Genomic DNA, 22,271 nt, shown 5'->3' with positions numbered 1-22,271 from the left:
TCGAGCCCGGCTGGCGCCTGTTTTCGAATCCTCGTATGCTGAGGCCCCTTTCCTTATCGCCTGTCTCAGGAGAAACGCCATGGCGGCTTTGTTGCCCAACGTCGACCCCAACGGTCTGCTCGAATACTCCGTGGTCTACACCGACCGCTCGCTGAATCACATGTCCCAGCGCTTTCAGGACGTGATGCGCGATATCTCTGCCACGCTCAAGGAGGTGTACAACGCCGACGCCAGCGTCATCGTGCCCGGCAGCGGCACCTTCGGCATGGAGGCGGTGGCCCGCCAGTTCGCCCTCGATGAAAAAGTGCTGGTGATACGCAACGGCTGGTTCAGCTACCGCTGGACGCAGATCATCGAGATGGGCCGGCTGACCGACGACCACACCGCGCTCAAGGCGCGCCGCCTCGACCCCTCAAATGCCCGCTCGCCCTTCGCGCCGGTGCCGGCCGCCGAGGTCGCCGAGCGCATTCACGCGGAAAAACCCGCGGTGGTTTTCGCCCCCCAGGTAGAAACCTCGGCGGGCGTGCTGCTGCCGGATGACTACATCCGCGAGGTGGCCAGCGCCGCCCGCGAGGTGGGCGCTTTATTCGTGCTCGATGCCATCGCCGCCGGCACGCTGTGGGTCGACATGCAGGATCTGAACGTCGACGTGGTGGTCAGCGCCCCGCAGAAAGGCTGGAGCGGCCAGCCCTGCTGCGCCATGGTCATGCTGGGTAGCCGCGCCGTCGAGCGCTTGGAGCAAACGCAAAGCAACAGCTTCGCCTGCGACCTGGGCAAGTGGCACGCCATCATGCAGGCGTACGAGAAAGGCGGCCACGCCTACCACGCGACCATGCCCACCGATGCCCTGCACACCCTGCGTGACATCATGCAGGAGACCCGCGAGTACGGCTTCGACAAGGTGAAGCAGGAGCAGATTGACCTAGGGATCGAGGTACGCGCCATGCTGGCCCGCCAGGGCTTTGACAGCGTAGCCGCCGAGGGCTTCCAGGCGCCGGGCGTGGTGGTCAGCTACACGGGCGACGCCGGCATCGTCGGCAAACTGGCCGGAGCCGGCGTGCAGGTCGCCGGCGGCGTGCCTCTAATGTGCGACGAAGGCGACGACTTCCAGACCTTCCGCATCGGACTGTTCGGTCTGGACAAGCTGCACCATACCGAGCGCAGCGTCGACAAGCTCGAGCGAGCGATCGAACAGGTAAAAGCGTGAGCTGTGAAACGTAAGTGGTAAACCGTTGAGCGCCCTTAGGGGCGCTTTTCGTTGCCGGGGGCAATTTTCTCATCGACCCGTTCGACGTCGACGATCCCCGAACGGCTGACCACCACTTTCCAGCGCGCCAGGTGCGGGGTATCTTCGCTGCCGGTTTCGCGAATCACCAGGTTGAACAGGTGGCGCCGCTCGACGCTTTCCCGCACCGCCTGTCCCTCCTTCAACCGGTAGATATGGTGCTTGCCCTTACTCATCAGCCGAGTGAGCAGCGAAATATCCAGCGTCAGCGTTTCGCGGGTGTGCTCGTAGCCGCTCAAAAAGCGCGTGGGTGACATGCGCGAACGCGAACGGTAGTGCAGCACCTGCTCCTCGCGCTGGGTGACGCTTCGGTGGCGCAGATTCTTGATCTCCTCGTCGAGTGATTTAAAGCGCTTATAGTTGAACCACTCGAGCTGGCGCCCCACCATCACGTCGCGCGTGGCGTCCTTGTACTGGCGGCGCCACTTGGGGCGCCCCTTACGCAGAAGCCGCCACAGGGTATTGCGTAAATCATCCTTGAACACCTCGCGCATGGCGTACAAAAGCGCCATGGCGAGCACGAACAGCGCGGTGACATCGCCCACCACATCGCGCAGCCGTAGAATTCCCATCATCACGAACACCATGACCACCGCCGTGGCGAGCCCCTTGACCACGCGCTGCTCGCCTTGGCCAAGCTCCAGCGACTCCTGCTTGAGCGTGATCGGATACTCGATCAGCCGGCGCAACAGGCGCATCTTGTTGGACATGCGGGTCGGATCCGCCATGACGCGCTCGGCGTTGTACTGCCGCTCGCGCCGGTGGGCGTTTTCGACTTCGCAAAGCTCGATCAGCTTCGCGCGCACCGGGTTGAAAACCCCGCCCCGTGGCAAATGCGCCACCAGCGCCAAACGCTGCTGTTCGGTGAACCAGGAGAGGTAATTGTCGATGTTGGCGAAGTACTTGTAGAGCGTTTCGTCGCTGGGTTCGTTGCGTCGCAGCCGCTTGAGAATGCCTTCGCTGAGTTCGTTGACCTCGTCGACCTTGTCTAGCAGCGCCTGGCGGTCCTCATACTCGGACTCCGTTGGCGGCTCCTTCTTGTCGAGGCGCAGCGAGCGGGTATCCGATAGCACCGTCTGCACCGCCTGCTCGAGGGCGATCACGTACTGGTAGGCGTACAGGCTCAAACTCAGCCGATAGGATTCGCTGCCCAGCCGATTGCGGCTCGCCAACCGGCTGTGCACCAGCGGCAGGTGGTACTGGTCGCTGTGATAGGTGCGCGAGACGTGAAGGGCGCTGTGGAAAAAGGCGTCTTCGCTCACCAGCTGGGTGCTCAGCCCAAGCTCGCCGGGAACGAACAGATAAACATCCAGCGTGTGCGACGTCTCCTCTTTCAGCCGCCGAGTCAGGCGAAGCTGGAAGCTATTTTTACGCTCGACGTTGATCACCTGGGCGCGGACTCCCTCGCGTTATAGAGCGGACGAGCAGCTCTTTAAGGCATTGACCTTGTTAATGATCTCTTAGCATAGACCAGAATGGGGCTTGCCATCGATCAAGGGGCGGGCGAGTATTGCTCGTTGACTCTTCACCACCGCAGGGAGCCCGAATGTCCGCCGCCCGCTTCTCTCGTTTCGAGCGAGTGCTGATCGAAAGCCGTAGCCGGGTGGACACGGCGGCGCTGTTGCTGCTGGCCTGGGTGTTGTGCAAGCGCCCGGAACTCTCGCCGACGCAGCGGCTTCAACGCTTGGCCCGGGCGGGGGCACAATTTCGCCACGCCACCGGGCTCAAACAGCTGCTCGAGATCGCCGGTGAGCAGGACGTGAGCGCGCTGCAGCTGGCCGCCGAGGTGGTACGCGACGAGTCGACCCCGGCGCGGCGGTTGACCATCCTGCAGCAGGCCATCGGGCTTGCCACCGACGACGGCGCGCTGTCGCCTTCCAACCACTACGTGCTGCGCTTTCTGGCCGACGTTTTGGCCTTCGACCCCACCGCTCTCGCCACGCTTTTTAGCGAGCTGACCGGCCACGCGCTCACGCCGGCCGAAGACATCAGCCGAAGCGACTATTGGCTGCGCGAGGACGCCGCGTTTCGGCAGGCCCAGGCCGAACGCGCCCGAGCCGAACAGCAGGCCGAGCAACAGCGCGCCCGCGAAAGGGAAAAGGCGCGGGAAAAAGCCGAGCAGGCCAACGAGCAGGCGCGCCGCGAGCGCGAACGCCATGAGCGCGCATCCAGAAGCACACCGGACCCGTCCGGCGCCTACAAAAGCCGCCGGGCGCTGGCGGTGCTGGGCCTTTCCCCCGGCGCTACGCGCGAAGAGATCCGCCGTGCCTACCGGCGCCTGGCGCAGCTTCACCACCCGGACCGCGCCTACGCCAAAAGCGAGCACCACGTGGCGCTGGCCTCCCAGCGTTTTCAACGGATCAAAAACGCCTATGATTATCTGATCAAGGCGAGCACCTGACGACACCGAAAGATACGCTTTAGCACGATACGATCCAGAACAACACGAGACCGAACAACCGAGACCCCTGCCATGCGCGATCTTTACCAACGCCTCGCCCTTTCGCCAGCGGCCGACCAGCCCACGCTCGATTCGGCATTGAGCCGCTGCCCCAACAGCGCCCTTCGTCGCGACGCCGAGGCGGCGTTGGGCGTTGAAAGCCACCGCGCGCGCTACGACGAGGTGCACCAAACGCTTGGCGACATCGGCCGCCTACGCGCCGGGCTTGGGCTCACCCACGCCCCGCACTGGCAAACTGACGCGGCCAATGACTTCTCGATGCCGGCGGACACCGCCCCGCCGCGCGTTGAGACGCTCGGTCGTCGCATCGCCGCCGCGGTGTCGTTTTTCGATCGCTGGCGCAGCGCTCAAGGCGTCTGGCTACTCATCACCGTGTTCGCCATGGGGGCTGGCGTAGGCCTCGCTTTGGGGCTGCCCCTGCTCGCGTGGCTTGGTTTTTTGTGACGTAGTACTCTGCGATGTAGTCCTCTGCGATGTAGCCTGCTGTGATGTGCGCTCGTCCTTGCGCTTCTCCGCCTGTGTAGGGCGCGGTGCGGGCTGGGGCGGTGTGGGGCGCTGACGCGGGCCTTGCGGATCTTCGCCGCTGGCATCGATGAAGAAATCGGTGCCGGCGCTCTCCTCGATCTCTTCCTGGGAGCGCGGCTCCATGCTGAGACTGAGCCGCGGCACGCCAAGATCGATGTTCTGCGCTTCCATCCGCTGCTTGAGCATCAGGTTGAACGCCCGGGATACGTCCCACTGCATCTCCGGGGCGGTGCGAAAGCGCATGCGCAGAATCGGGCAGCCATCCTCGAAGCCCTGCACGCCCTGCATCTCCAGCGGCGACCAGATGTAGTGGCGCATCATCGGGTCCTTTCTGAGCTCCTGGGCGGTCTCCTGCATCAGCGTGATGGCATCATCAATGCGCATGTCATAGGGAATGCGTATCCGCATCAAGGCGATACCGAACTGGCGCGACATATTGTGGATCGACTCGATTCGGCTAAAGGTGATGATGTGCACCACGCCGTCGAGATCGCGCAGCTTCACGGTTCTTAACGTCAGGCCTTCGACGGTACCCATGTGGCTGTTGATCTGGACGAAATCGTCCACCGCCAGCGAATCCTCGATCAAAATGAAGATGCCGGTGATCAAATCCTGCACCAGGGTCTGGGCGCCGAAACCAATCGCCAGACCGATGACACCGGCACCGGCCAGCAGCGGCGTGACGTTGACGCCGATATTGGCCAAGCCCACGATTACCGCAATGATCAAAATGGTGACGAAGATCACGTTGCGGATCATCGGCGTGATCGTCTGGGCGCGGGCCTGATTGACCCGCCGCCCGCGCGAGCGTGCCGACGAGGTTAGCGCTCGTGAAATAGCGGTGTCGGCGAAAATCCACACAAGCCAGGCGATCAACACGGTGGCGCCCAAACTCACCAAGGCCTGACCGATGCGGGCGCTGGCCACCGCCTGCTGGCCAAGACCGAACAGCGAGCCGCCCCACACCTGCATCGAGAGCTCGGCGAACACCATCCACGCGCAAAGATGCGCCAGAACGAAGCCAAAGCGCTCCAGGCGCTTGCGGTACTGGCTGTGGCGGCGGCGATGGCGGCGCTTGGTCAGCCGCTCGGCCTGGCGGCGCAAAAGCCCGGTCACGACCAGCGTGACGACCAGAAGGCTCGCCGAGACTATCGAGCGGGCCAGCGCCGTGGCCACATCCCCCACGGTGATGAAGATCGCCAACAGCGAGCCGCCCACCATCAACAGCGCCGGAATGTGCCAAAGCCCGCCCAAGGTGCGCACCATCTCCACCGCGGCGCTGGCGTCGCGGCGCTGCTTGTAGGGGCGGTTGCAGATCAGGTGGCGAATCGGGCGCTTGAACTTGATGATGAAGCGCGCCGCTAAAAGCGCCGCCAGCATGTTAGTGAGTACCGACACCAGGCCTGCAAGCTCGCCGCCTAGCAGGTCGACCAGCCGAGCCGAATTGACCGCGTCGCCCAGCGCGATCAGCGCGCCGATCAAAAAGAGCCCGCGCAGCGCCTGGTTTTGCAGCTGCTGTACCGCAGTGAAGCGGTGCCCGCGACTAAAAAACGCGATGACCGTTTCGAACACCACCGACAGCGCCCGCCCGCAAAGGCAGATATAGGCGACGACCAGCACCAGCGTGCGCCCGGGGCTGTAGGGTAAAAGTTGGCCGATGCCGAGCACGATCGCAAAGGAGAGCGCCCAAGGCAGCATGCGGCGAAAGAAGTGCACTACCAAAAGCCGGGCTTTGGGATCGCGGGGCAGATCCAGCGGCCAGTCGCGGCGGGTCGCGATCAGCCGCCCAAAGGCGATCATGGCGATCAAAAGCGATACCCAGATGGCGGCCAAAATGGCAGCCTCGACGACCTCTCGGATCGCCTCGCCCTGGTTGGTGCCGTCGTTGAGTGCGCGCAGATCCTGCGCCCCTTGTAAGAGCTGACGCGACCACTCGTCCACCGGCGAGTGGCCGGACTGCGCCTGGTCGCCGAGATCGCTCAGCGTGTCCGCCAGTGCTCCTAGCAGCCCCTGACGGTCAGGGCTCTGCTCCTCGGCAGCCTCGGATGTGGTTTGCAGTTCGCGAAGCGATTGCAAAAGCGCTTGGCGCTGATCCTCGTTCTCTAAAAGTTTGATGACATCGGACAGCGAATCCTGGAACTCGTCACTGCTGACCGACGCCTGCTCGTCGCTGCTGCTTTCGCTGCCGGTGAGGCCGGGCAGGCTCACGCCTTGCGCCTGCGCGGAGCCCACACCCAAAAGCGCCCAAAGCGCGATACCTAAAACGAACGTGATCAACCAGGGCTTTCGCACATGCTCCTCCGGGCGTAATGGCTGCGAGCCGGTGTGGGTAGTCGGCGTTGGGGCGCGATGTATCCACCGGCCGGAACGAATACCGCTTAGCCTGCCGCCTGACTATGATAGGCTGACAGCTTAAACGTTCACCTCAAGGATATAGAGATGACGCTCCAGGCGCCCCCCCACCGCTCGACCCGCCGCGGCCAAACGCGACGGGTCGGCGTGGAAATCGAATTTGCGGGACTGCCCCCGCAAGAGACCGCACAGCTCGTTCAGACGCTGTTCGGGGGCGAGCTTAACGTGGTCAGCCCGCACAGGCTACTGGTGAGCGAAACGCGCTGGGGTACCTTTGGCATCGAACTCGACACCCAGTACGCTCACCCTGACCAGGCGCTGGTCGAGGACGCGCACGCCGACGATAGCGAATGGGCGCGCCAGCAACATCTTAGACGCGTCGAGTTTCATCGCAAAACCCGCGAGCTGATCGGCGATATGGTCACCGGGCTCGTGCCCACCGAAATCGTCTGCCCGCCGGTGCCCTGGGACGAACTCGAAGAGCTCGATACGCTGTTCAAGGCGCTACGCGAAAAAGGTGCCAAGGGGACCGACGCCAGCCTGCTCTACGGTTTTGGCCTGCATTTGAATCCGGAAGCCGCTGCGCTCGATGTCGACTATCTGCTCTCGATGCTGCGCGCCTATCTGCTGCTGGCCCAGTGGCTGCGCGATGAGATCAAGGTGGACATCACCCGTGAAGTACTGCCTCACGCCAACCCGTTCCCCAAAGAGTATGCCCTGAAAGTGCTCGATCGGGACTACGCGCCGGACCTTGACGACTTCATCGACGACTACCTGCACTTCAATCCGACCCGTAATCGCGAGCTGGATCTTTTACCGCTGTTTGCCCACCTGCGCCCGGAGCATCCTCACGCGCTGTTGCACAACCAACTGACCAAACCGCGCCCGACTTTTCACTACCGACTGCCCAACGCCGAACTCTCGAAGCCCGGCTGGGGCTCGGCGGTCGAATGGAACCGCTGGGCCGAAGTCGAAAAGCTCGCCGCCGACCGGCAAGCGCTCGACGAACGCTGCGATGAGTATATCGCGCGCAATGCCCAATCCCTGACCACGCGCCTGAAAAACACCCTGCTGCGCTTGTTCAAGCGTCGCTGACATTAGTAGACGAGATACGGTTTTTATGACGCGTCCGCTCATTGGCATCACGACTTCCGATCGAAAAAGCCACTTGGCCTGGTGGTTCGACTGGTTCGCCGTTTGGCGCCACGGTGGAAAGCCTGTGCGGCTTTCACCGTCGCGCCCGAGGCCCGAGGCGCTGGATGGCCTAATCATCGGCGGCGGTGACGATATCCAGGCGCACCTCTACGGTGGCGAAGTGCAGCTCAACGTCCGCCTCGACCCGGCCCGCGACGAGCTCGAGCTTGCGTTGCTTGCGCGCTTCATCCCAAGCCACACCCCGGTGCTGGGCATCTGTCGCGGCGCGCAGCTGATCAACGTGCACCAGGGCGGCACGCTGGACCCGGACATCTACACCACGCACGAAGGCTTGAAGCGCCGGCGCACGGTACTGCCCAGAAAAACGGTGGATATCGTCACCGGCAGCAAACTGCACGGGCTTTTGAGCGTGAGCTGGTGCCGGGTCAATAGCCTTCACCACCAGGCGGTAAACGCGGCCGGGCGCGGTATCAAAATCGTTGCGCGCGACCGCGACGGGCTGGTGCAGGGCATCGAGTCCGAAAACCACGACTTTTTGATCGGCGTGCAGTGGCACCCGGAGTGGCTGATTTTCAACCGCCCCCAGCAGCGGCTGATCAGCGCGCTGGTGAAGGCGGCGAAAAAAAGCGCCGCCAGGTCTTAACGCTCAAGGCTTAAAACTCACGACTTAAAGCTCAAGCCTTAAATCTCGAGGATTAAACGTCAAGCCTTGAGTGAGGCAATGGCGGCGTCGTAGTCCGGCTCGTTCTTGAGTTCGCTGACCAGCTCGCTGTGCAGCACGGTATCGTGCTGGTCGAGCACCACCACGGCGCGAGCGCAGAGCCCCTTCATCGGGCTGTTGGTTAGCGCCACGCCCCACTGTTCGAGAAATTCCTGCTGGCGAAACGTCGACAGCGTCTCGACGTTATCGAGCCCTTCGGCGCCGCAAAAGCGCACCGCAGCAAAGGGCAGGTCGGCGGAGACCACCAGTACGACGGTGTCCGGCAGGCTCGAGGCCAACTCGTTGAAATGGCGCGTCGAGGTCGCACAGGTGGGCGTGTCGATACTCGGGATGATGTTGAGCACCTTGCGCTTGCCAGCGAAGCTTTCAAGCGTCACGTCTTCGAGATCGCGGTTGGTCAGCGTCATGCTGGGGGCCTTTTCACCGGCTCTGGGAAGAACGCCGGCCACGTCCATGGGGGTGCCGCCCCGGGTAATCTGCTGCATACTGATGGCTCTCTATCGTCAATGTCATTGTGAACCGGGTCGAGGTGTCGAACCCCACCGGCGTATCGGGCTTATGCCCTGAACGATACGGCTGCTCGTACCACCCTGGACCCACTTATCATGAACACGCGTGCCAGACGCTGTCGAACGCACTTCGTATTCACCACAAAGAGTATGCCATGCCCTCCGTACTGATCGTTAAGACCGGCGACGCGTTTTCTGAAGTGACCGAACGCCACGGCGATTTTGACGCCCTTTTTGAAGCGCCCATGACGCGTGCCACGCAAAACGTCACGTTCCAGGTGTGGGACCCACGAGTACAAAGCGCGCCCTTTTGCCTGGACGGATTGGACGGCATCGTGATCACCGGCTCCAATAGTATGGTCAGCGACGCCGAGCCCTGGAGCGAGGCGTTGAAACCCTGGTTAAGAGACGCTCGGCAGCGCGACATTCCCATGCTGGGTGTTTGCTACGGCCATCAACTCATGGCGGAGGCGTTTGGGGGAAAAGCAGGCAACCATCCCGATGGTCGCGAAGCGGGCACCTTCGAAATCGAGCGCAATGAGGCCTCCAACGCCGACCCGCTCTTTAGCCAGCTTCCGACCCGCTTCATGGCGCACCTCACCCACGGCCAAACCGTGCTGAAAGCGCCGGATGACGGCGTCGTGCTGGCCTACAACCACCACGACCATCACCAGGCGATCCGCTACGGCACTCGCCAGTGGAGCGTTCAGTTTCACCCTGAATTCAATGCCGACATTCTGCGCGTCTATATCGAGCGTGTGAAAGACGCGCTGATCGACCAGGGCGATGACGTCAGCGAGCTGATCAACCGCCTTCGCGAAACGCCGGAAGCCTCCAGCCTGCTCGAGCGCTTTAGCCGGCTGCTTTAGCTGCCCGCTTCTCGTCACGCCGAGAGGCGAGCCGGTCGGCAAGCCGAGTGGGCTCGGGCAGCTTGGTACGCCCAAGACAGCACATCACCCAACCCAGCGCGGTGTCGACCGACACGCGATGACCCGGTGATACGAAGATCGGCTTGACGTTTTGCCGCGAGCGCAGCACCACACCCAGGGTTTCGCCCTTGGCCGTCAGCGTGCTGTAGTCGCCGCGCTCGCTGCCCACTTCATCAAAGCGCCCGTAAAGACGCGACTTGGCGACGCCGATGGTGGGCAGGTCGAGCCATAGCCCAAGGTGGGCGGCCACGCCCAGCCGCCTGGGGTGAGCGATGCCCTGCCCGTCGACCATCACCAGCTGCGGGGTTTGCGAAAGCTTGTCGAAAGCGCCCAGGGCCGCAGGAATTTCGCGAAACGACAAAAGCCCGGGCACGTAGGGCATGCGGGTTGGCTCGCGATGAACGACCTGCTCGACCACTTCCAGCGCCGGCGCTTTCTCGGCGTCCCACTTCAACAGCACCACCGCGGCGCGAGTGGTCTCGCCCTGGTTCTCGAAGCCGATATCGACCCCGGCGATGAGGTTGACCTCATCGATACGATCACTGGATTCCAGCCGCCCGGCCAGCTCGCTTTGCAGCGCGACGGCGGCTTTGGGCTCGAGATTCCAGTCGTGTAGCGGTGCCTCCATGGCTCTTTACTCCTGTAGCGATGTTGATCAAGCAGTCTAGCGGGCAATAAAAAACCCCGCTCGAAAGCGGGGTTTTGGGTCGTGCGAAAAAGCGCTATTTGATCAGGCGCGTTCGCGGCGACGAACCGGCGCATCGCCGCCTTCGTCACGACGACGGCGCGGCGCGCGTTCCGGCGCGCTGTCTTCGCTGATCTCCAGCGGACGACCGGCGACGCGAGCGCGGGCCATCTTGGCCAGAATCGTGGACGGCAGGTTGCTCGGAAGCTCGACTACCGAAAAGGCGTTGCGAATATCGATACGGCCGATACGCGCGCCTTCGATACCGCCTTCGTTAGCCAACGCACCGACCAGCTGACCCGGCTTGACGCCATCCTTGTGACCGACCGAGACGCGGTAACGCGTCATGCCTTCGCTCGGCGTGCTCGAACGCTCGCGGCGCTGCGGCTTGGCGCCGTCACGACCGCCTTCACGAGCCGGACGCTCCTTGCGCGGTGCCTGCAGGCGACCGATCGGCGCTTCGTCGGCGCGCGCCATAGCGGCGAAAGCGCAGGCGAGCTCGATCGGGTCATGGCCTTCGGCGACCAGACGCTCGACCAGCGTGCGCTGCTCTTCGGCGCCCGCAGTCAAGGCAGCGACAACGCGCTGATGGAACACTTCATCACGGTGCGCGCGGATGGCGCTTTCATCGGGCAGCGGCATCTCGGTCATTTTCTGACCGGTAGCCTGTTCCATCCAGCCGACCTTACGGCCTTCGCGGAAACCGGCGAAGGTGATCGCGATACCGCTGCGCCCGGCGCGGCCGGTACGACCGATACGGTGGGTATAGGCTTCCGCGTCCTGGGGCAGGTCGTAGTTGACCACGTGAGTGATACGCGGAACGTCAAGACCACGCGCCGCCACGTCGGTGGCGATCAACACGTCGACCTTACCACGCTTCAAGCGGGTAATGGTGCGCTCACGGAGGCTCTGATCCAGATCACCAGAGAGACCGGCGGCGTTTATACCGCGCGCGGTCAGCTGCTCGACCAGGGTGGTGCACGCCGCACGGGTACGCACGAACACGATCGCCGCATCGACGGGCTCGACTTCGAGAATGCGCGACAGCGCCTCGAGTTTGGCACCACCATCGACGCGCACGATGCGCTGCTCGATGTTCTCGCCGGTGGTGGTCTTCGACTCGATGGCGACCTTGACCGGATCGACCAGATAGCGGTTGACGATGCGCTCGATTTCCGTCGGCAGTGTTGCCGAGAAGAAGACACGCTGGGCATCTTTCGGGGTATCGGCGACCACGCGTTTGACGTCGTCGATAAAGCCCATACGCAGCATTTCGTCGGCTTCGTCGAGCACCAGTGCCGACAGGCCGTCGAGCTTCAGGCTCGCACGGTCCAGATGGTCGATGATACGACCCGGGGTGCCGACCACGACCTGAGCGCCGCGCTTGAGTGCGCCCAACTGTTCACGGTACTCCTGACCGCCGCATAGCGTGGCGACTTCCAGGCCCTTGAGGTTTTGACCATACTTGGTGAACGAGACCGCGACCTGCTGAGCGAGCTCGCGGGTCGGCGCCATGACCAGCACCTGAGGCGCGCGGCGGTCGAGGTCGATACGTGACAAAAGCGGTAGTGCAAACGCCGCGGTTTTACCGGTACCGGTTTGGGCCTGGCCCAACATGTCACGGCCTTCCAGCAGCGCAGGAATGGTTTGCGCCTGGATCGGCGAGGGGGTTTGGTAACCCTGTGCTTCAACAGCAGAGAGAACGGCAGGCAACAAAGCCAGATCGCCGAAGCTCGGCGAGGCGACAGAAGTCGAGGTCATTAATCACACCTTGGTAGGCCGGCATGGCCGGCAAAAAACATCTAAAGCGTCTTCGACACGTTGAAAAGCGCAGTCGCGCTGTAGGCAAACGCCGCCTTGCGGCTGAATGGCTAAAGGAGTCAAAGACGCCGGTCGCACCTGGCATTCGGTTGGCAAAACAATGAAACGCGCCAACCTCTGTGGCGACCTTCTGCGTCGATTTCACCCGGTTGGTGAAATACTAAAAACGCGCCATCTTCACAGCATCGAACATCGCGTGGGGATGTTCCTGCAAGCGTACTGCGTCGTGGCAGTCAAACGCTTAGCGTCATGATGGAGGGGTCAACACATGCGAGGAGCGCGAATACTAACACCCTTAAACACCCCTGACCAGTTTTTTTACTTTACCCAACCTGGACAGCCGCGCTTGCGCTTGTCGACATATGGTCTAAAGTTTTAGTGGCAATACCGCGTTATACGATCAAGGAGAGAGACCATGAACTGGGATCAGATCGAAGGTAAATGGACCGAAGTCAAAGGCAAGGCGCGTTCCAGCTGGGGCGAACTTACTGATGATGAGCTGGACCAGGTTGCCGGCAAGAAGGATCAGTTGGTAGGTAAGCTGCAGCAAAAGTACGGCCTCGAGCGTGAAGAAGCGGAAAGACGTGCCGACGACTGGGCCGACTCGCTCTAAGCGGCTCGCCTTAAACATTCGTCAGCTAGCCGTAGCAATCAGCGACAACAGCTCTTCAGGACCCGCCCCGTCACTTTATTTAGGCGGGTCCAATCAACGAAGAGTCAGGTTTGAGTTAAACCCTCCCGGGTTAAAGGAGTAACGCGATGAAAAAATCACTGTTATTGACTGCCGTGAGTGCAGCTTTACTGGCCGGCACCACGCTGAGCGCCCAAGCGTCTCAGGAGCCGCAAGGCGTTTACTCCGCAGACGACATTCTGGATGCCGACGTCTATTTCGCTAATGGTTCCGGCGAAGAGATCGGCGATGTCGACGATATCCTGTTCGACGATGACATGCGCATCACAGCTTTGGTGATCGAAAGCGGCGCGGTACTCGGCCTTGGCGGGCGTGAAATCGTGGTCGATACCGACTACTTTTCGCTCGAGACCAGTACCGAAGGCGATGGTGAAACCGAGCATCGCATCATGCTGAACGCGACGCCGGAAGAGGTCGAGGATTTCCCGGCCTATGATCGCGACTGGTGGGAACAGACCCAAGCCAACGCACGCGACGCGTGGCAGACCACCCGTGACGGCGCCCAAAGCGCGTGGCAGTCCACTCGTGAAGCGTTCGACAACGACGACGAGCCGCAGCCCCAGCAGTAAATCGTCAACGATGTCTTTTTAAGATATCTCACTAAAAGGCCGCCCTTCAGGGCGGCCTTTTTAATTTAGGAACAAATTGATCAGCGGCGGCGAATGCCCTGCCCGCTCAAGCGCTCGCGGTCATGGGGGCGCTCGAGATCCAGCTCAGGCCCAACCGGCACGATACGCGTGGGGTTGATCGACTCGTGGCTGTAGTAGTAGTGGCGCTTGATGTGATCCATATTCACGGTCTCAGACACGCCCGGCCACTGATAAAGCTCTCGCAGATAGTTCGAGAGATTCGGGTAATCCTCTATGCGCCGAACGTTGCACTTGAAGTGGCCGTGGTAGACCGCATCGAAGCGAATCAGCGTCGTAAAGAGGCGAATATCCGCCTCCGTGAGCCACTCCCCGGCCAGGTAGCGCTGATGCTCCAAGCGTGCTTCGAGCCGGTCAAGCGAGTCGAACAGTGCCTTGACGTGCTTCTCATACACCGACTGCTCGGTAGCGAACCCCGCCTTGTAGACGCCGTTGTTGACGTTATCGTAGACATCTTCATTGATCTCGTCGATGACGTCACGCAGGTCGCTCGGGTAGAAGTCCAAATCGTTGCCGGTCAGCGTATCGAACGCGCCGTTGAACATGCGTACAAGCTCTGCCGACTCGTTATTGACGATAGCGCTACGCTTTTTGTCCCACAGTACCGGCACCGTCACGCGACCGGTGTAGTCGGCCTCGGTCATGGTGTAGAGTTCAAAATGACAGGCCACCCCGTTGACCCGATCGCCGCTTGAGCCTTCGTCTTCTTTGTAGGTCCAACCGCGATCGAGCATCAAGGGACTGGTATGGGAAACGCCAATCAGCTCCTCCAGACCCTTGAGCTTGCGCATGATCAGTGCGCGATGCGCCCAGGGGCAGGCCAGCGATACATAAAGATGATAACGATCCTGCTCGGCGGGGAAGCTTTTGCGATCCGCATCGTCGGTTTCGCCGACCCAGTCGCGCAGCTTGGCCGATTCCCGGACGAACTCGCCGCCGTGTTTTTTAGTGTCGTACCACTGATCGACCCACTCACCTTCCACCAATAGTCCCATTGGGCGGCTCCTTTAGTTGCATTGAATTGATGCCCTAGAGCATAGCGCGCCATGAAAACGGCTCAAGCGGATGTTTTAACCTTTATCGTTCGAGAAAATAGAATCGCGTGTGCAGCGCTCGGCGACCGCCTCTTTCAGCACTTGGGCCATCGCGTGAGTCGCGGGGCCCGCCCGGTCCCGGTCCTTGAAGATCAGTTGAAACGGCGCTTCGCGCGTGCCGCCAGCGGAAAGCGGCAAAGCCTTGAGCTCGCCGCGCTCGAGCTCGTTGGCGATGCGGGTGATCGGCATCCACGCGAAACCGAGCCCGCGCTTGATCATGTCCAGCGACGTGTTGAGATGGCTCACCGTCCAGCGCTGTTCGGCCTTGAGCCAGCCGGCATCGACGGACTCCCGAGTCGCCGAGTCGCGCACTACAAGCTGGCGATACTGCGCCAAATCACGCAGATCGAGCGAGCGCTCCAGCCCGTGAAGCGGGTGCGACGGGTGGGCCACTGCGATAAAGCGCACGTTGACCAGCGGCTCGCCCAGAAAGCCAGGCACTTCCATACCGGAAATCACCAAGTCGGCGCTGCCGTCGAACAGCATCTCGACGCCGCCGTTGAGCACGCTTTCATAAAGCTGAACCCGCACCTGCGGGTAGGCTTCGGAAAAGCGCTCCAGCGCCTTGGCTTGGGCGTCGGCCGGGAATACCTGATCGATGGCGACGGTCACTTCGGTTTCGAGCCCTTCGGCCAGGCTTAAGGCAATATCCTCGATAGAAGCGGCGCTTTCGATGAGCTGACGCGCCCGACGCAGCAGAAGCTCGCCGGCCTCGGTCAGCCGCACCTGCCGCCCGACCGGCTCCAGCACCTGCACGCCCAGCTGCTCTTCGAGTTTATGCACCGCGTGATTGAGTGTGGAAGGACTTTTATGGATGGCTTCAGCGGCGCGTGCAAAACCGCCATGATCCACAACCGCAGCGAGCATGTGCCACTGAGCAAGGGTTACCCGAGACATTTCGATTTCCTCGACGCTTAAAGCGTATTTGTGCGCTTGGCCTTCGAAAAAACCATACCAGAATGGCAGCGACGGCGAATAGACACGTTACGCTCTCCTTCTAATTAAAAAATTAAAAAAATAAGGGAACTTTTCTTTTAATATGTATAACATCGCCTGATATTACTGGCGCGAGCGTTTCACTATCGAGTAAACTCGAACGTTACAAAAAAAAACAAAATATCGGAATGTGTACCCTTCATTTCTAGCGCACGTTTAATTAGCGGCCTAACAGGCAAGCCGAACCGCTAATCAACCGTGCTCGATAGCGAACACCGGGCAAGCACTCTTGTACAAAAAGCGCGACGCAGATTGTACTCGCTGTATGCCAAACGAGCGGTGAACTTCGTCCTTTTACGGAGCCGAAGGGATAAAACCGTCAGCCACCATTGAACCGATCTTGTACATCGAACTTTACAAGCCGCCACTCTTGTCTATATCTTAAAGGTGAAACGATACAAGCGGCCGTCCTTGTACAAGCTGTTTTCAGCGATGGCGAGATAGGCCCAAACATTGAAGCAGAATTAGCAAACACTGTTTCCTTTGAATGCCCCGTCTCACGGGCTTTTGCACAAACGCAAAAGTTCGCTTTCTGTATGGAAATACAGTCTATTCACCCCCTACCCCATGGGGTATTGTTCCCGAGCTTGTTCACTTTTACGTTCATTTTAACTTCGAACTCGGCGGTCAATTTACCCATGTTGCGAATCCTCCATTCGCTGCCTCGCACGCATAAATTATTACTTTTACCCGTGGCTACGATGGTCACAGTGCTGGGCACACAGAAGCTGTTAACGACGTATCAAGACCTGAACTCCCCCCGTACTTCGCTGGAAAGCGTGCTGGTTCCGCTTTCAAGCGACGCCGTTGCAACGGTCCCCTCCTTGCATCAGGAGCGTCGTCCGGTTGCCGAAGCGATCGACCGCGCCTCTCGCGCCATCGACGCCACTCGCGAACAAATTCCGCTCAAGGATCTCGCGCCTCGCGAAATCGTGGATCTCGACGTCATTGCGACCGCCGAAGCCTCCATGGCCAGCGAAATCGACGCCCGGCCCCAGCTTGACGACGGCGCCATTCACATGGCGGTCGTGTTCGGTACGCTGACCAGTGGCATGCTCAATATCGACGACCCGAGCGGCTACGGCCCGGTCGAAATTGCCGATGCCTCTTCTGTCGACGCCGTCGATATCGATGACGCCACCTCTTACGAGGACTACGGTATCGAACTGTTCGACGACATCTCGTTTCTCGATCTCGAACTCGCCGCCGAAGAGCCTTACGTTCCCGAGTGGAAAACCCATATCGTCGAGTCCGGCGAAACCTTCGCTCTGGTGGCGCAAAACGAGCTGGGGCTAGGCTACAGCGAAGTCGTCGCGCTTCTGGACGACATGCCGGACCCGCAGATTTTGACCAACTGGCGCGCGGGTAATAGTTTCGACTACAAGGTCGACGAAGATGGCCGTCTGCTTTCGCTTCGCATGATGAAGGATATCCGCGACGGCGTGCTGCTCGAGCGTGACGACAACGCCTTCGCCTCGACCGTGATCGAGCGCCAAGGCGAGCCGGTACAACGCCTGTTCGCCGGCAGCGTCAGCGGCAGCTTCGCACGCTCCGCTCAGGCGACCGGCCTTTCGAGCGGCTCGGTGACCGAACTGACCCATCTGCTCGAGCAGAAGCTCGATTTTCGTCGCGACAGCCGCCGGGGCGACCGCTTTAGCGTGCTGGTCGAGTCCGACATGATCGACGGCGAAACGCTGGATTCGCGCGTGCTGGCGGTTCAGTACGAAGGCGAGCGCATGGATCTGACCATGGTACGTAACGCCGCGGACGATCACTTCTATACCCCGGAAGGCAGCGGTTTGGAGCCGGGCTTCGCGCGCTATCCTTTTGAGGGCAGCTACCGGCTCTCCTCCAGCTTCAACCCGCAGCGCCACCACCCGGTGACCGGTCGGATCAGCCCGCACAATGGGACTGACTTCGCCATGCCCATCGGCACGTCAGTGGTCGCGCCGGCGGACGGCCGCGTCGAGCGGGTCGCCAACCACGCCGCTGCGGGCCGCTACGTGGTCATTCGCCACGACAACGGCTACCGCACACGCTATCTGCACCTCTCCAAGCCTCTGGTCAGCGTCGGCGAGCGTGTGACCATGGGCGAGCGCATCGCGCTTTCCGGCAACACCGGCCGCAGTACCGGCCCGCACCTGCACTACGAAGTCATCGTGAACAACTCGCCGGTCAACGCCATGACCGTGGACCTGCCGGAATCGTCAGGCCTCTCCGGCGACACGCTGATCGCGTTCCAGAACCAGGCCGAGCCCATGCTGGCCGCGCTTGAAAGCGGCGAAACCGGCACCGTTAGCGTTGCCAACTACCAGCGCGGCGAATAGCTTAATCACCGCGCACGAAAAAGCCGCCTATCGAGGCGGCTTTTTTCGTTCCACGCTTTTTTCCTTCTACGTTTTTTACGCTCAATGCTTATTGACGCTCGACGGTGGCAGCCAGGGTTAAACCGGACGGCTTAGCGCTGCGAGAAGCGCATCGTCGTGGCGGTAGATATCGTCGCGAAACTCGATGTCCCCCTCGGCGTTGGGCCAGGCCGTTAGGTAGTGAAGCTGTACCGGAATGCGCTGAGGCAGGCTCACGTTCTGATCGCTGCGCCCACGCTGTATCAAGGAGTTGACCTGATGCTGACTGCCGCTATCACGAAGCAGCAGCTGCGCCAGCTCGCTGATGCCCTCGACCCGGATACAGCCAGAGCTCAGCGCACGGTCGGCGCGCCCAAACGCCGCTTTTGAGGGCGTATCGTGCAGATAGATCATGTCGTCGTTGGGAAAGCGCACGACCAGGCGCCCCAGCGGATTGCTGCTGCCCGCAACCTGGCGAAGCATGACGCCTCCAGGGCTTTGCCAGTTGACCGACGACGGGTCCAGCCGCTCGCCGCCGGGGCTCAACACCTGAATGTTACGCGCAGAGAGATAATCGGTACTGCTGCGTACTCGCGGCAGCACGTCCTCACGCATGATGGTCGGCGGAATCGTCCAGGTCGGGTTGATGGTGAGATGGCTGATCGAGGAGTGGATCATGGGGGTAGCGCGCTGAGGCGAGCCCACCACGACTCGGGCATTCCACTGCTGGCCGTTGGGCCGCTGGTAGTGGAGTTGGTAGCCGGCCACATCGACCCATACACGTGACTCGCCGTCGAAATGCGCCAGCCAGCGCGCCCGCTCGAGATTTATGCGCAGTTGATCGATACGCGCCGACAGCGGCGTATTGAGCGCATGCCGGGTGCGCTCCCCGACGACACCGTCCGCCTCGAGCTGATGGCGGCGCTGAAAGCGCTTGACCGCGCTTTCCACCGTAGCGTCGAAACGGCGCTGATTGTCGTCGCGCACTCGGGCGTCGATCATGGGGTAGGCGTCTTCATCGGCGGTGACCAGACCACTTTCGCCCCAGAGGGCGAGCCGCTCGCGCAGCGTGACGACGTCATCATCGGTGTCGCCAAGTCTGAGCGCGGCTTCGCGGCCGCCGAGATAAGGCGCCGGCGCCCCGCCGCGGCGCTCGAGCGCGCGGTAGTCACTTAGCGTCTGGCGAAGCTCTCGGTAGGCACTCGTCTGAGGCCGAGCCGCCTCAAACGCCGCCTCCACATCGCCCTGGGCCAGCGCCATGCGTACCTGGCTCATGCTGTAAGCGCGCGCTGGGCGCTCGCCGCTCCATTGTGACGCGAGCGTCTGTGGATCCACTTTGCCACGTGAAAGATGGTCGAGTGCCAGCAGCAGCGCTTGGGTGGCCTTGATATCGAAGCGCGCCTGAGCGTTGCTTCCTGCTTGCTGGCTCAGCTGGAAGTCGTCGACGAGTTCCGCGCCGCGGTAGTCGCTGGGGGTCAGGCCGTCTTCGTCGAGTCGCGCAATCGCTGCCGCGAGAGACTCAACGAGCGCAGCGTCTTGCCATACCAGTTGATCTTCACGGCCCTGATAGAACTGCTGGAGCGGCTGATCGTTGGCGTAGGCGTTTAACTGCTGGGCAAGCGCTGGTTGAGCCAACGTGTCGGCATAGGCATGATGGATGGCGTGCGGCAGCGGCAACAGCGCGGCAACCATAACGGCGCGCATCGCCCAGTGGTGGATCGACGGATTCTCGTTCATAACCCCTCCATGGGTTACTATGCGGTGTCGCATGCCAACCCAATAAAGATACAACATGCGCACACCGATGTTTGGTTTGGCCAACGCCGTTTTCAGCCTCGAACTCGGCGCTCCCATCCTGTAAAAGGAACCTGCAAGCTTAGGCTACCGAAAACAGCCTCTTGCGAACAGGCTCGGCGGGCATTGGCGCGACCAACAATGGCTTTATCGCTCGGCGTATCCCTAATGATAGTAGGTCTGACACTATGCGGCTCGGATTAGGCTTTTTTTCAAGTTTACTCGTTCTTTCTACCCCGCTGGCAAGCACCGCGGCTCACGCGGACTCCTCTCCTTTTTATGCTCAAATGGACGCGTCGAAACCCGCCGGCGTCTCTTCACTCAACCACCAGCTTCAGCTACTCGCGCCGGAGGCCACCCCCAGGGCACTCGAGCTTGCCGCCCAAGCGCTTTCCTGCGCCGACCCCGGCGCCGAGCGCTTGGCCGTCATCGACTACTCGCTTCCTTCGACCGAAAAACGCCTGTGGGTCTTCGATCTGGCGCACAACCAGCTGCTGTTCAAGGAACTCGTGTCCCACGGGCAAGGCTCCGGCGACGCCAATGCCGAGGTATTCTCCAACACCCCGGAGAGCCATCAGTCCAGCATCGGGCTCTTTCGGACCATGAACAGCTACTACGGGCGCAACGGCTACTCGCTGCGCCTGGACGGGCTCGAGGCCGATGTCAACGACCAGGCCTTCGATCGCGCCATCGTTATTCACGGCGCAAGCTACGTCAGCGACGACTTCATCACCCAGACCGGACGGCTGGGCCGAAGCCACGGCTGCCCGGCGGTACGCGAAGAGGTCACCTACCCGCTGATCGATAGCCTAAAGGAGAACCAGTACGTGTTCGCCTACTACCCGGACGCGCAATGGATGGAAAACTCCGCGTTTTTGCGCTGCCCAAGCGGCGGTGCCGGCATTTACCAGCTCGCTGCCGCGACGCGCTAGCGGCAGGTCAAGACCGCAGTGCGGCGCCGTTGAAGCGCTCGCTTTCGTCTCAGGGGTTTTATGCCAGGCTTAGGCTTGCCTTTCAACCAAGCGAGGAACTGGCATGGCGAACGCGAAAACGCTGGACCTGGCGCTACAGGGCGGCGGTGCCCACGGCGGCTATACTTGGGGGGTGATCGACCGCCTGCTGGAAGATGACCGCATCGAGATCGAAGGTATTAGCGGTACCAGCGCCGGCGCCATGAACGGGGTGGTCATGGCCGATGCGCTAACCCGAGGCAACAAGGAGACCGCCCGCCAGGCGCTGCGCGACTTTTGGCAGGCGGTCAGCCGCGCCGGCATGACAAGCCCGATCCGCCGCTCGCCGCTGGATATCCTTACCGGCAACTGGAGTCTCGATCAGTCGCCAGGCTATATCGCCATGGATTTGATGAGCCGGCTCGTCTCGCCCTATCAGCTCAATCCTCTGAACCTCAACCCACTGCGCACCATCGTCGATGAGCATATCGACTTCGACCGGGTACGTAGCTGCGATCAGCTCAAACTTTTCGTCACCGCCACCAACGTACGCACCGGCAAGCAGCGCGTCTTTCGCCGCGAGGAGATGACGTTGGACGCGGTCATGGCGTCCGCCTGTCTGCCCTTCGTCTTTCAGGCCGTGGAAATCGACGGCGAGGCTTACTGGGACGGCGGCTACATGGGCAACCCTGCGCTGTTTCCGCTCATGGAGGAGTGCGGCGCCCGCGACATCATGCTGGTGCAGATCAATCCGATTAGCCGTGACACCCTGCCGACCACCGCCTCGGCGATCATGAACCGCTTGAACGAGATCACCTTCAACGCTGCACTGATCAAGGAGATCCGCATGATCGCCCTGCTCAAGCACGCCCTCGACGAGCAGGGCATCGAAAACTGCTACCAGCAGGCGCTGTTTCACCGCATCAGCGGCGAGCAGGCGCTCGAGGATCTGTCGGTGTCGAGCAAGATGAACGCCGAATGGCCCTTTTTGTGCCACCTGTTCGAGCTGGGTCGCACCGCCGCCGAACGCTGGCTGGAAGAAAACTTCGATGCCCTTGGCGAGCGCTCCACGCTCGATATCGATACCGTCTACATGAACGAATAGCCGCCCCGGGCGCCCCATTTTGATGCAGTGACTCCGTATCACGGCGCGCCCACCCTTCCCTTCAAAACGCTAATACGCTGTCATTTCGATAAAAATCGCTGGCTGGCGACATAATTGCTTTGTATTTATCGACAACGACAGGCGTGGACCAGGCCCAACGGGTACGAGTGCGTCGAGTAGGCCTTCAAGGGCGAAGGCGTCCTCTC

General features: G+C 61.4%; 19 protein-coding genes. 11 read left to right on the top strand and 8 right to left on the bottom strand.

Annotated features, from left to right (window positions below; all coding sequences use genetic code 11):
* Positions 1–79: 79 nt before the first annotated feature.
* Positions 80–1,207: an aminotransferase class V-fold PLP-dependent enzyme gene (locus ACGLWX_RS07965; RefSeq protein WP_396238786.1), complete on the top strand. Its 1,128-nt coding sequence runs from the start codon at positions 80–82 to the stop codon at positions 1,205–1,207.
* Between the two features lie 35 nt (positions 1,208–1,242).
* On the opposite strand, the gene ACGLWX_RS07960 is transcribed toward ACGLWX_RS07965, so the two are convergent.
* Positions 1,243–2,673, bottom strand: coding sequence for a hypothetical protein (locus tag ACGLWX_RS07960; RefSeq protein WP_396238784.1), 1,431 nt, complete (start codon positions 2,671–2,673; stop codon positions 1,243–1,245).
* 158 nt (positions 2,674–2,831) lie between these two features.
* Here ACGLWX_RS07960 and ACGLWX_RS07955 point away from each other — a divergent pair, with 158 nt between their 5' ends.
* Together ACGLWX_RS07955 and ACGLWX_RS07950 are read left to right on the top strand one after the other, a co-directional pair.
* Entirely contained in the window at positions 2,832–3,686 is an 855-nt protein-coding gene (locus ACGLWX_RS07955; RefSeq protein WP_396238782.1) for a DnaJ domain-containing protein, read from the top strand.
* Positions 3,687–3,758: 72 nt separating this feature from the next.
* Positions 3,759–4,190: a hypothetical protein gene (locus ACGLWX_RS07950; protein WP_396238780.1), complete on the top strand. Its 432-nt coding sequence runs from the start codon at positions 3,759–3,761 to the stop codon at positions 4,188–4,190.
* On the opposite strand, the gene ACGLWX_RS07945 is transcribed toward ACGLWX_RS07950, so the two are convergent.
* The gene (locus ACGLWX_RS07945; protein WP_396238778.1) at positions 4,107–6,563 is read right to left on the bottom strand and encodes a mechanosensitive ion channel family protein; all 2,457 of its coding nucleotides are present in this window, start codon (positions 6,561–6,563) and stop codon (positions 4,107–4,109) included. The two genes, ACGLWX_RS07950 and ACGLWX_RS07945, sit on opposite strands and share 84 nt — an antisense overlap.
* Positions 6,564–6,710: 147 nt before the next feature.
* On the opposite strand from ACGLWX_RS07945, the gene ACGLWX_RS07940 reads away from it, so the two are divergent.
* Both ACGLWX_RS07940 and ACGLWX_RS07935 read left to right on the top strand, forming a co-directional pair.
* Positions 6,711–7,718: an amidoligase family protein gene (locus tag ACGLWX_RS07940; RefSeq protein WP_396238776.1), complete on the top strand. Its 1,008-nt coding sequence runs from the start codon at positions 6,711–6,713 to the stop codon at positions 7,716–7,718.
* Between the two features lie 25 nt (positions 7,719–7,743).
* Positions 7,744–8,421: a gamma-glutamyl-gamma-aminobutyrate hydrolase family protein gene (locus ACGLWX_RS07935; RefSeq protein WP_396238774.1), complete on the top strand. Its 678-nt coding sequence runs from the start codon at positions 7,744–7,746 to the stop codon at positions 8,419–8,421.
* A 59-nt stretch (positions 8,422–8,480) separates the two neighbouring features.
* On the opposite strand, the gene tpx is transcribed toward ACGLWX_RS07935, so the two are convergent.
* Positions 8,481–8,984 (bottom strand): thiol peroxidase, encoded by a 504-nt coding sequence (gene tpx, locus ACGLWX_RS07930; RefSeq protein WP_396238772.1) that lies wholly within the window; start codon positions 8,982–8,984, stop codon positions 8,481–8,483.
* Positions 8,985–9,163: 179 nt separating this feature from the next.
* Here tpx and ACGLWX_RS07925 point away from each other — a divergent pair, with 179 nt between their 5' ends.
* Positions 9,164–9,877, top strand: coding sequence for a glutamine amidotransferase (locus ACGLWX_RS07925; RefSeq protein ID WP_396238770.1), 714 nt, complete (start codon positions 9,164–9,166; stop codon positions 9,875–9,877).
* On the opposite strand, the gene nfi is transcribed toward ACGLWX_RS07925, so the two are convergent.
* Both nfi and ACGLWX_RS07915 read right to left on the bottom strand, forming a co-directional pair.
* Positions 9,861–10,565: a deoxyribonuclease V gene (gene nfi, locus ACGLWX_RS07920; RefSeq protein WP_396238768.1), complete on the bottom strand. Its 705-nt coding sequence runs from the start codon at positions 10,563–10,565 to the stop codon at positions 9,861–9,863. The genes ACGLWX_RS07925 and nfi overlap by 17 nt on opposite strands.
* 102 nt (positions 10,566–10,667) lie before the next feature.
* On the bottom strand, positions 10,668–12,383 hold the full coding sequence (locus ACGLWX_RS07915) for a DEAD/DEAH box helicase (RefSeq protein WP_252106538.1): 1,716 nt from the start codon (positions 12,381–12,383) through the stop codon (positions 10,668–10,670).
* Positions 12,384–12,858: 475 nt separating this feature from the next.
* Between ACGLWX_RS07915 and ACGLWX_RS07910 the strand changes: the two genes are divergently transcribed.
* A complete protein-coding gene (locus tag ACGLWX_RS07910) occupies positions 12,859–13,056 on the top strand; it encodes a CsbD family protein (RefSeq protein ID WP_252106537.1) in 198 nt (65 codons plus the stop codon).
* 146 nt (positions 13,057–13,202) lie between these two features.
* On the top strand, positions 13,203–13,703 hold the full coding sequence (locus tag ACGLWX_RS07905) for a PRC-barrel domain-containing protein (RefSeq protein WP_252106536.1): 501 nt from the start codon (positions 13,203–13,205) through the stop codon (positions 13,701–13,703).
* 80 nt (positions 13,704–13,783) lie between these two features.
* Here the strand turns inward: ACGLWX_RS07905 and ACGLWX_RS07900 are convergent, their stop codons facing one another.
* On the bottom strand, positions 13,784–14,776 hold the full coding sequence (locus tag ACGLWX_RS07900; RefSeq protein ID WP_396238766.1) for a glutathione S-transferase family protein: 993 nt from the start codon (positions 14,774–14,776) through the stop codon (positions 13,784–13,786).
* A gap of 75 nt (positions 14,777–14,851) precedes the next feature.
* Positions 14,852–15,772 (bottom strand): LysR family transcriptional regulator, encoded by a 921-nt coding sequence (locus ACGLWX_RS07895; protein WP_252106534.1) that lies wholly within the window; start codon positions 15,770–15,772, stop codon positions 14,852–14,854.
* Between the two features lie 737 nt (positions 15,773–16,509).
* Here ACGLWX_RS07895 and ACGLWX_RS07890 point away from each other — a divergent pair.
* Entirely contained in the window at positions 16,510–18,198 is a 1,689-nt protein-coding gene (locus ACGLWX_RS07890) for a peptidoglycan DD-metalloendopeptidase family protein (RefSeq protein WP_396238764.1), read from the top strand.
* Between the two features lie 117 nt (positions 18,199–18,315).
* On the opposite strand, the gene ACGLWX_RS07885 is transcribed toward ACGLWX_RS07890, so the two are convergent.
* Entirely contained in the window at positions 18,316–19,953 is a 1,638-nt protein-coding gene (locus ACGLWX_RS07885; RefSeq protein WP_396238762.1) for a murein L,D-transpeptidase, read from the bottom strand.
* 344 nt (positions 19,954–20,297) lie between these two features.
* Between ACGLWX_RS07885 and ACGLWX_RS07880 the strand changes: the two genes are divergently transcribed.
* Positions 20,298–20,942 carry a murein L,D-transpeptidase catalytic domain family protein gene (locus ACGLWX_RS07880; protein ID WP_396238760.1) on the top strand — a complete coding sequence of 215 codons (645 nt, stop codon included), beginning with the start codon at positions 20,298–20,300 and terminating at the stop codon, positions 20,940–20,942.
* 103 nt (positions 20,943–21,045) lie between these two features.
* Positions 21,046–22,065 carry a patatin-like phospholipase family protein gene (locus ACGLWX_RS07875; RefSeq protein WP_396238758.1) on the top strand — a complete coding sequence of 340 codons (1,020 nt, stop codon included), beginning with the start codon at positions 21,046–21,048 and terminating at the stop codon, positions 22,063–22,065.
* Positions 22,066–22,271: the final 206 nt, after the last annotated feature.

The sequence above is a fragment of the Halomonas sp. HMF6819 genome (assembly GCF_044335525.1).
In the GTDB taxonomy this organism is placed as follows: Bacteria; Pseudomonadota; Gammaproteobacteria; order Pseudomonadales; family Halomonadaceae; genus Vreelandella.
This window is presented reverse-complemented; position numbering and strand designations above follow the sequence as displayed.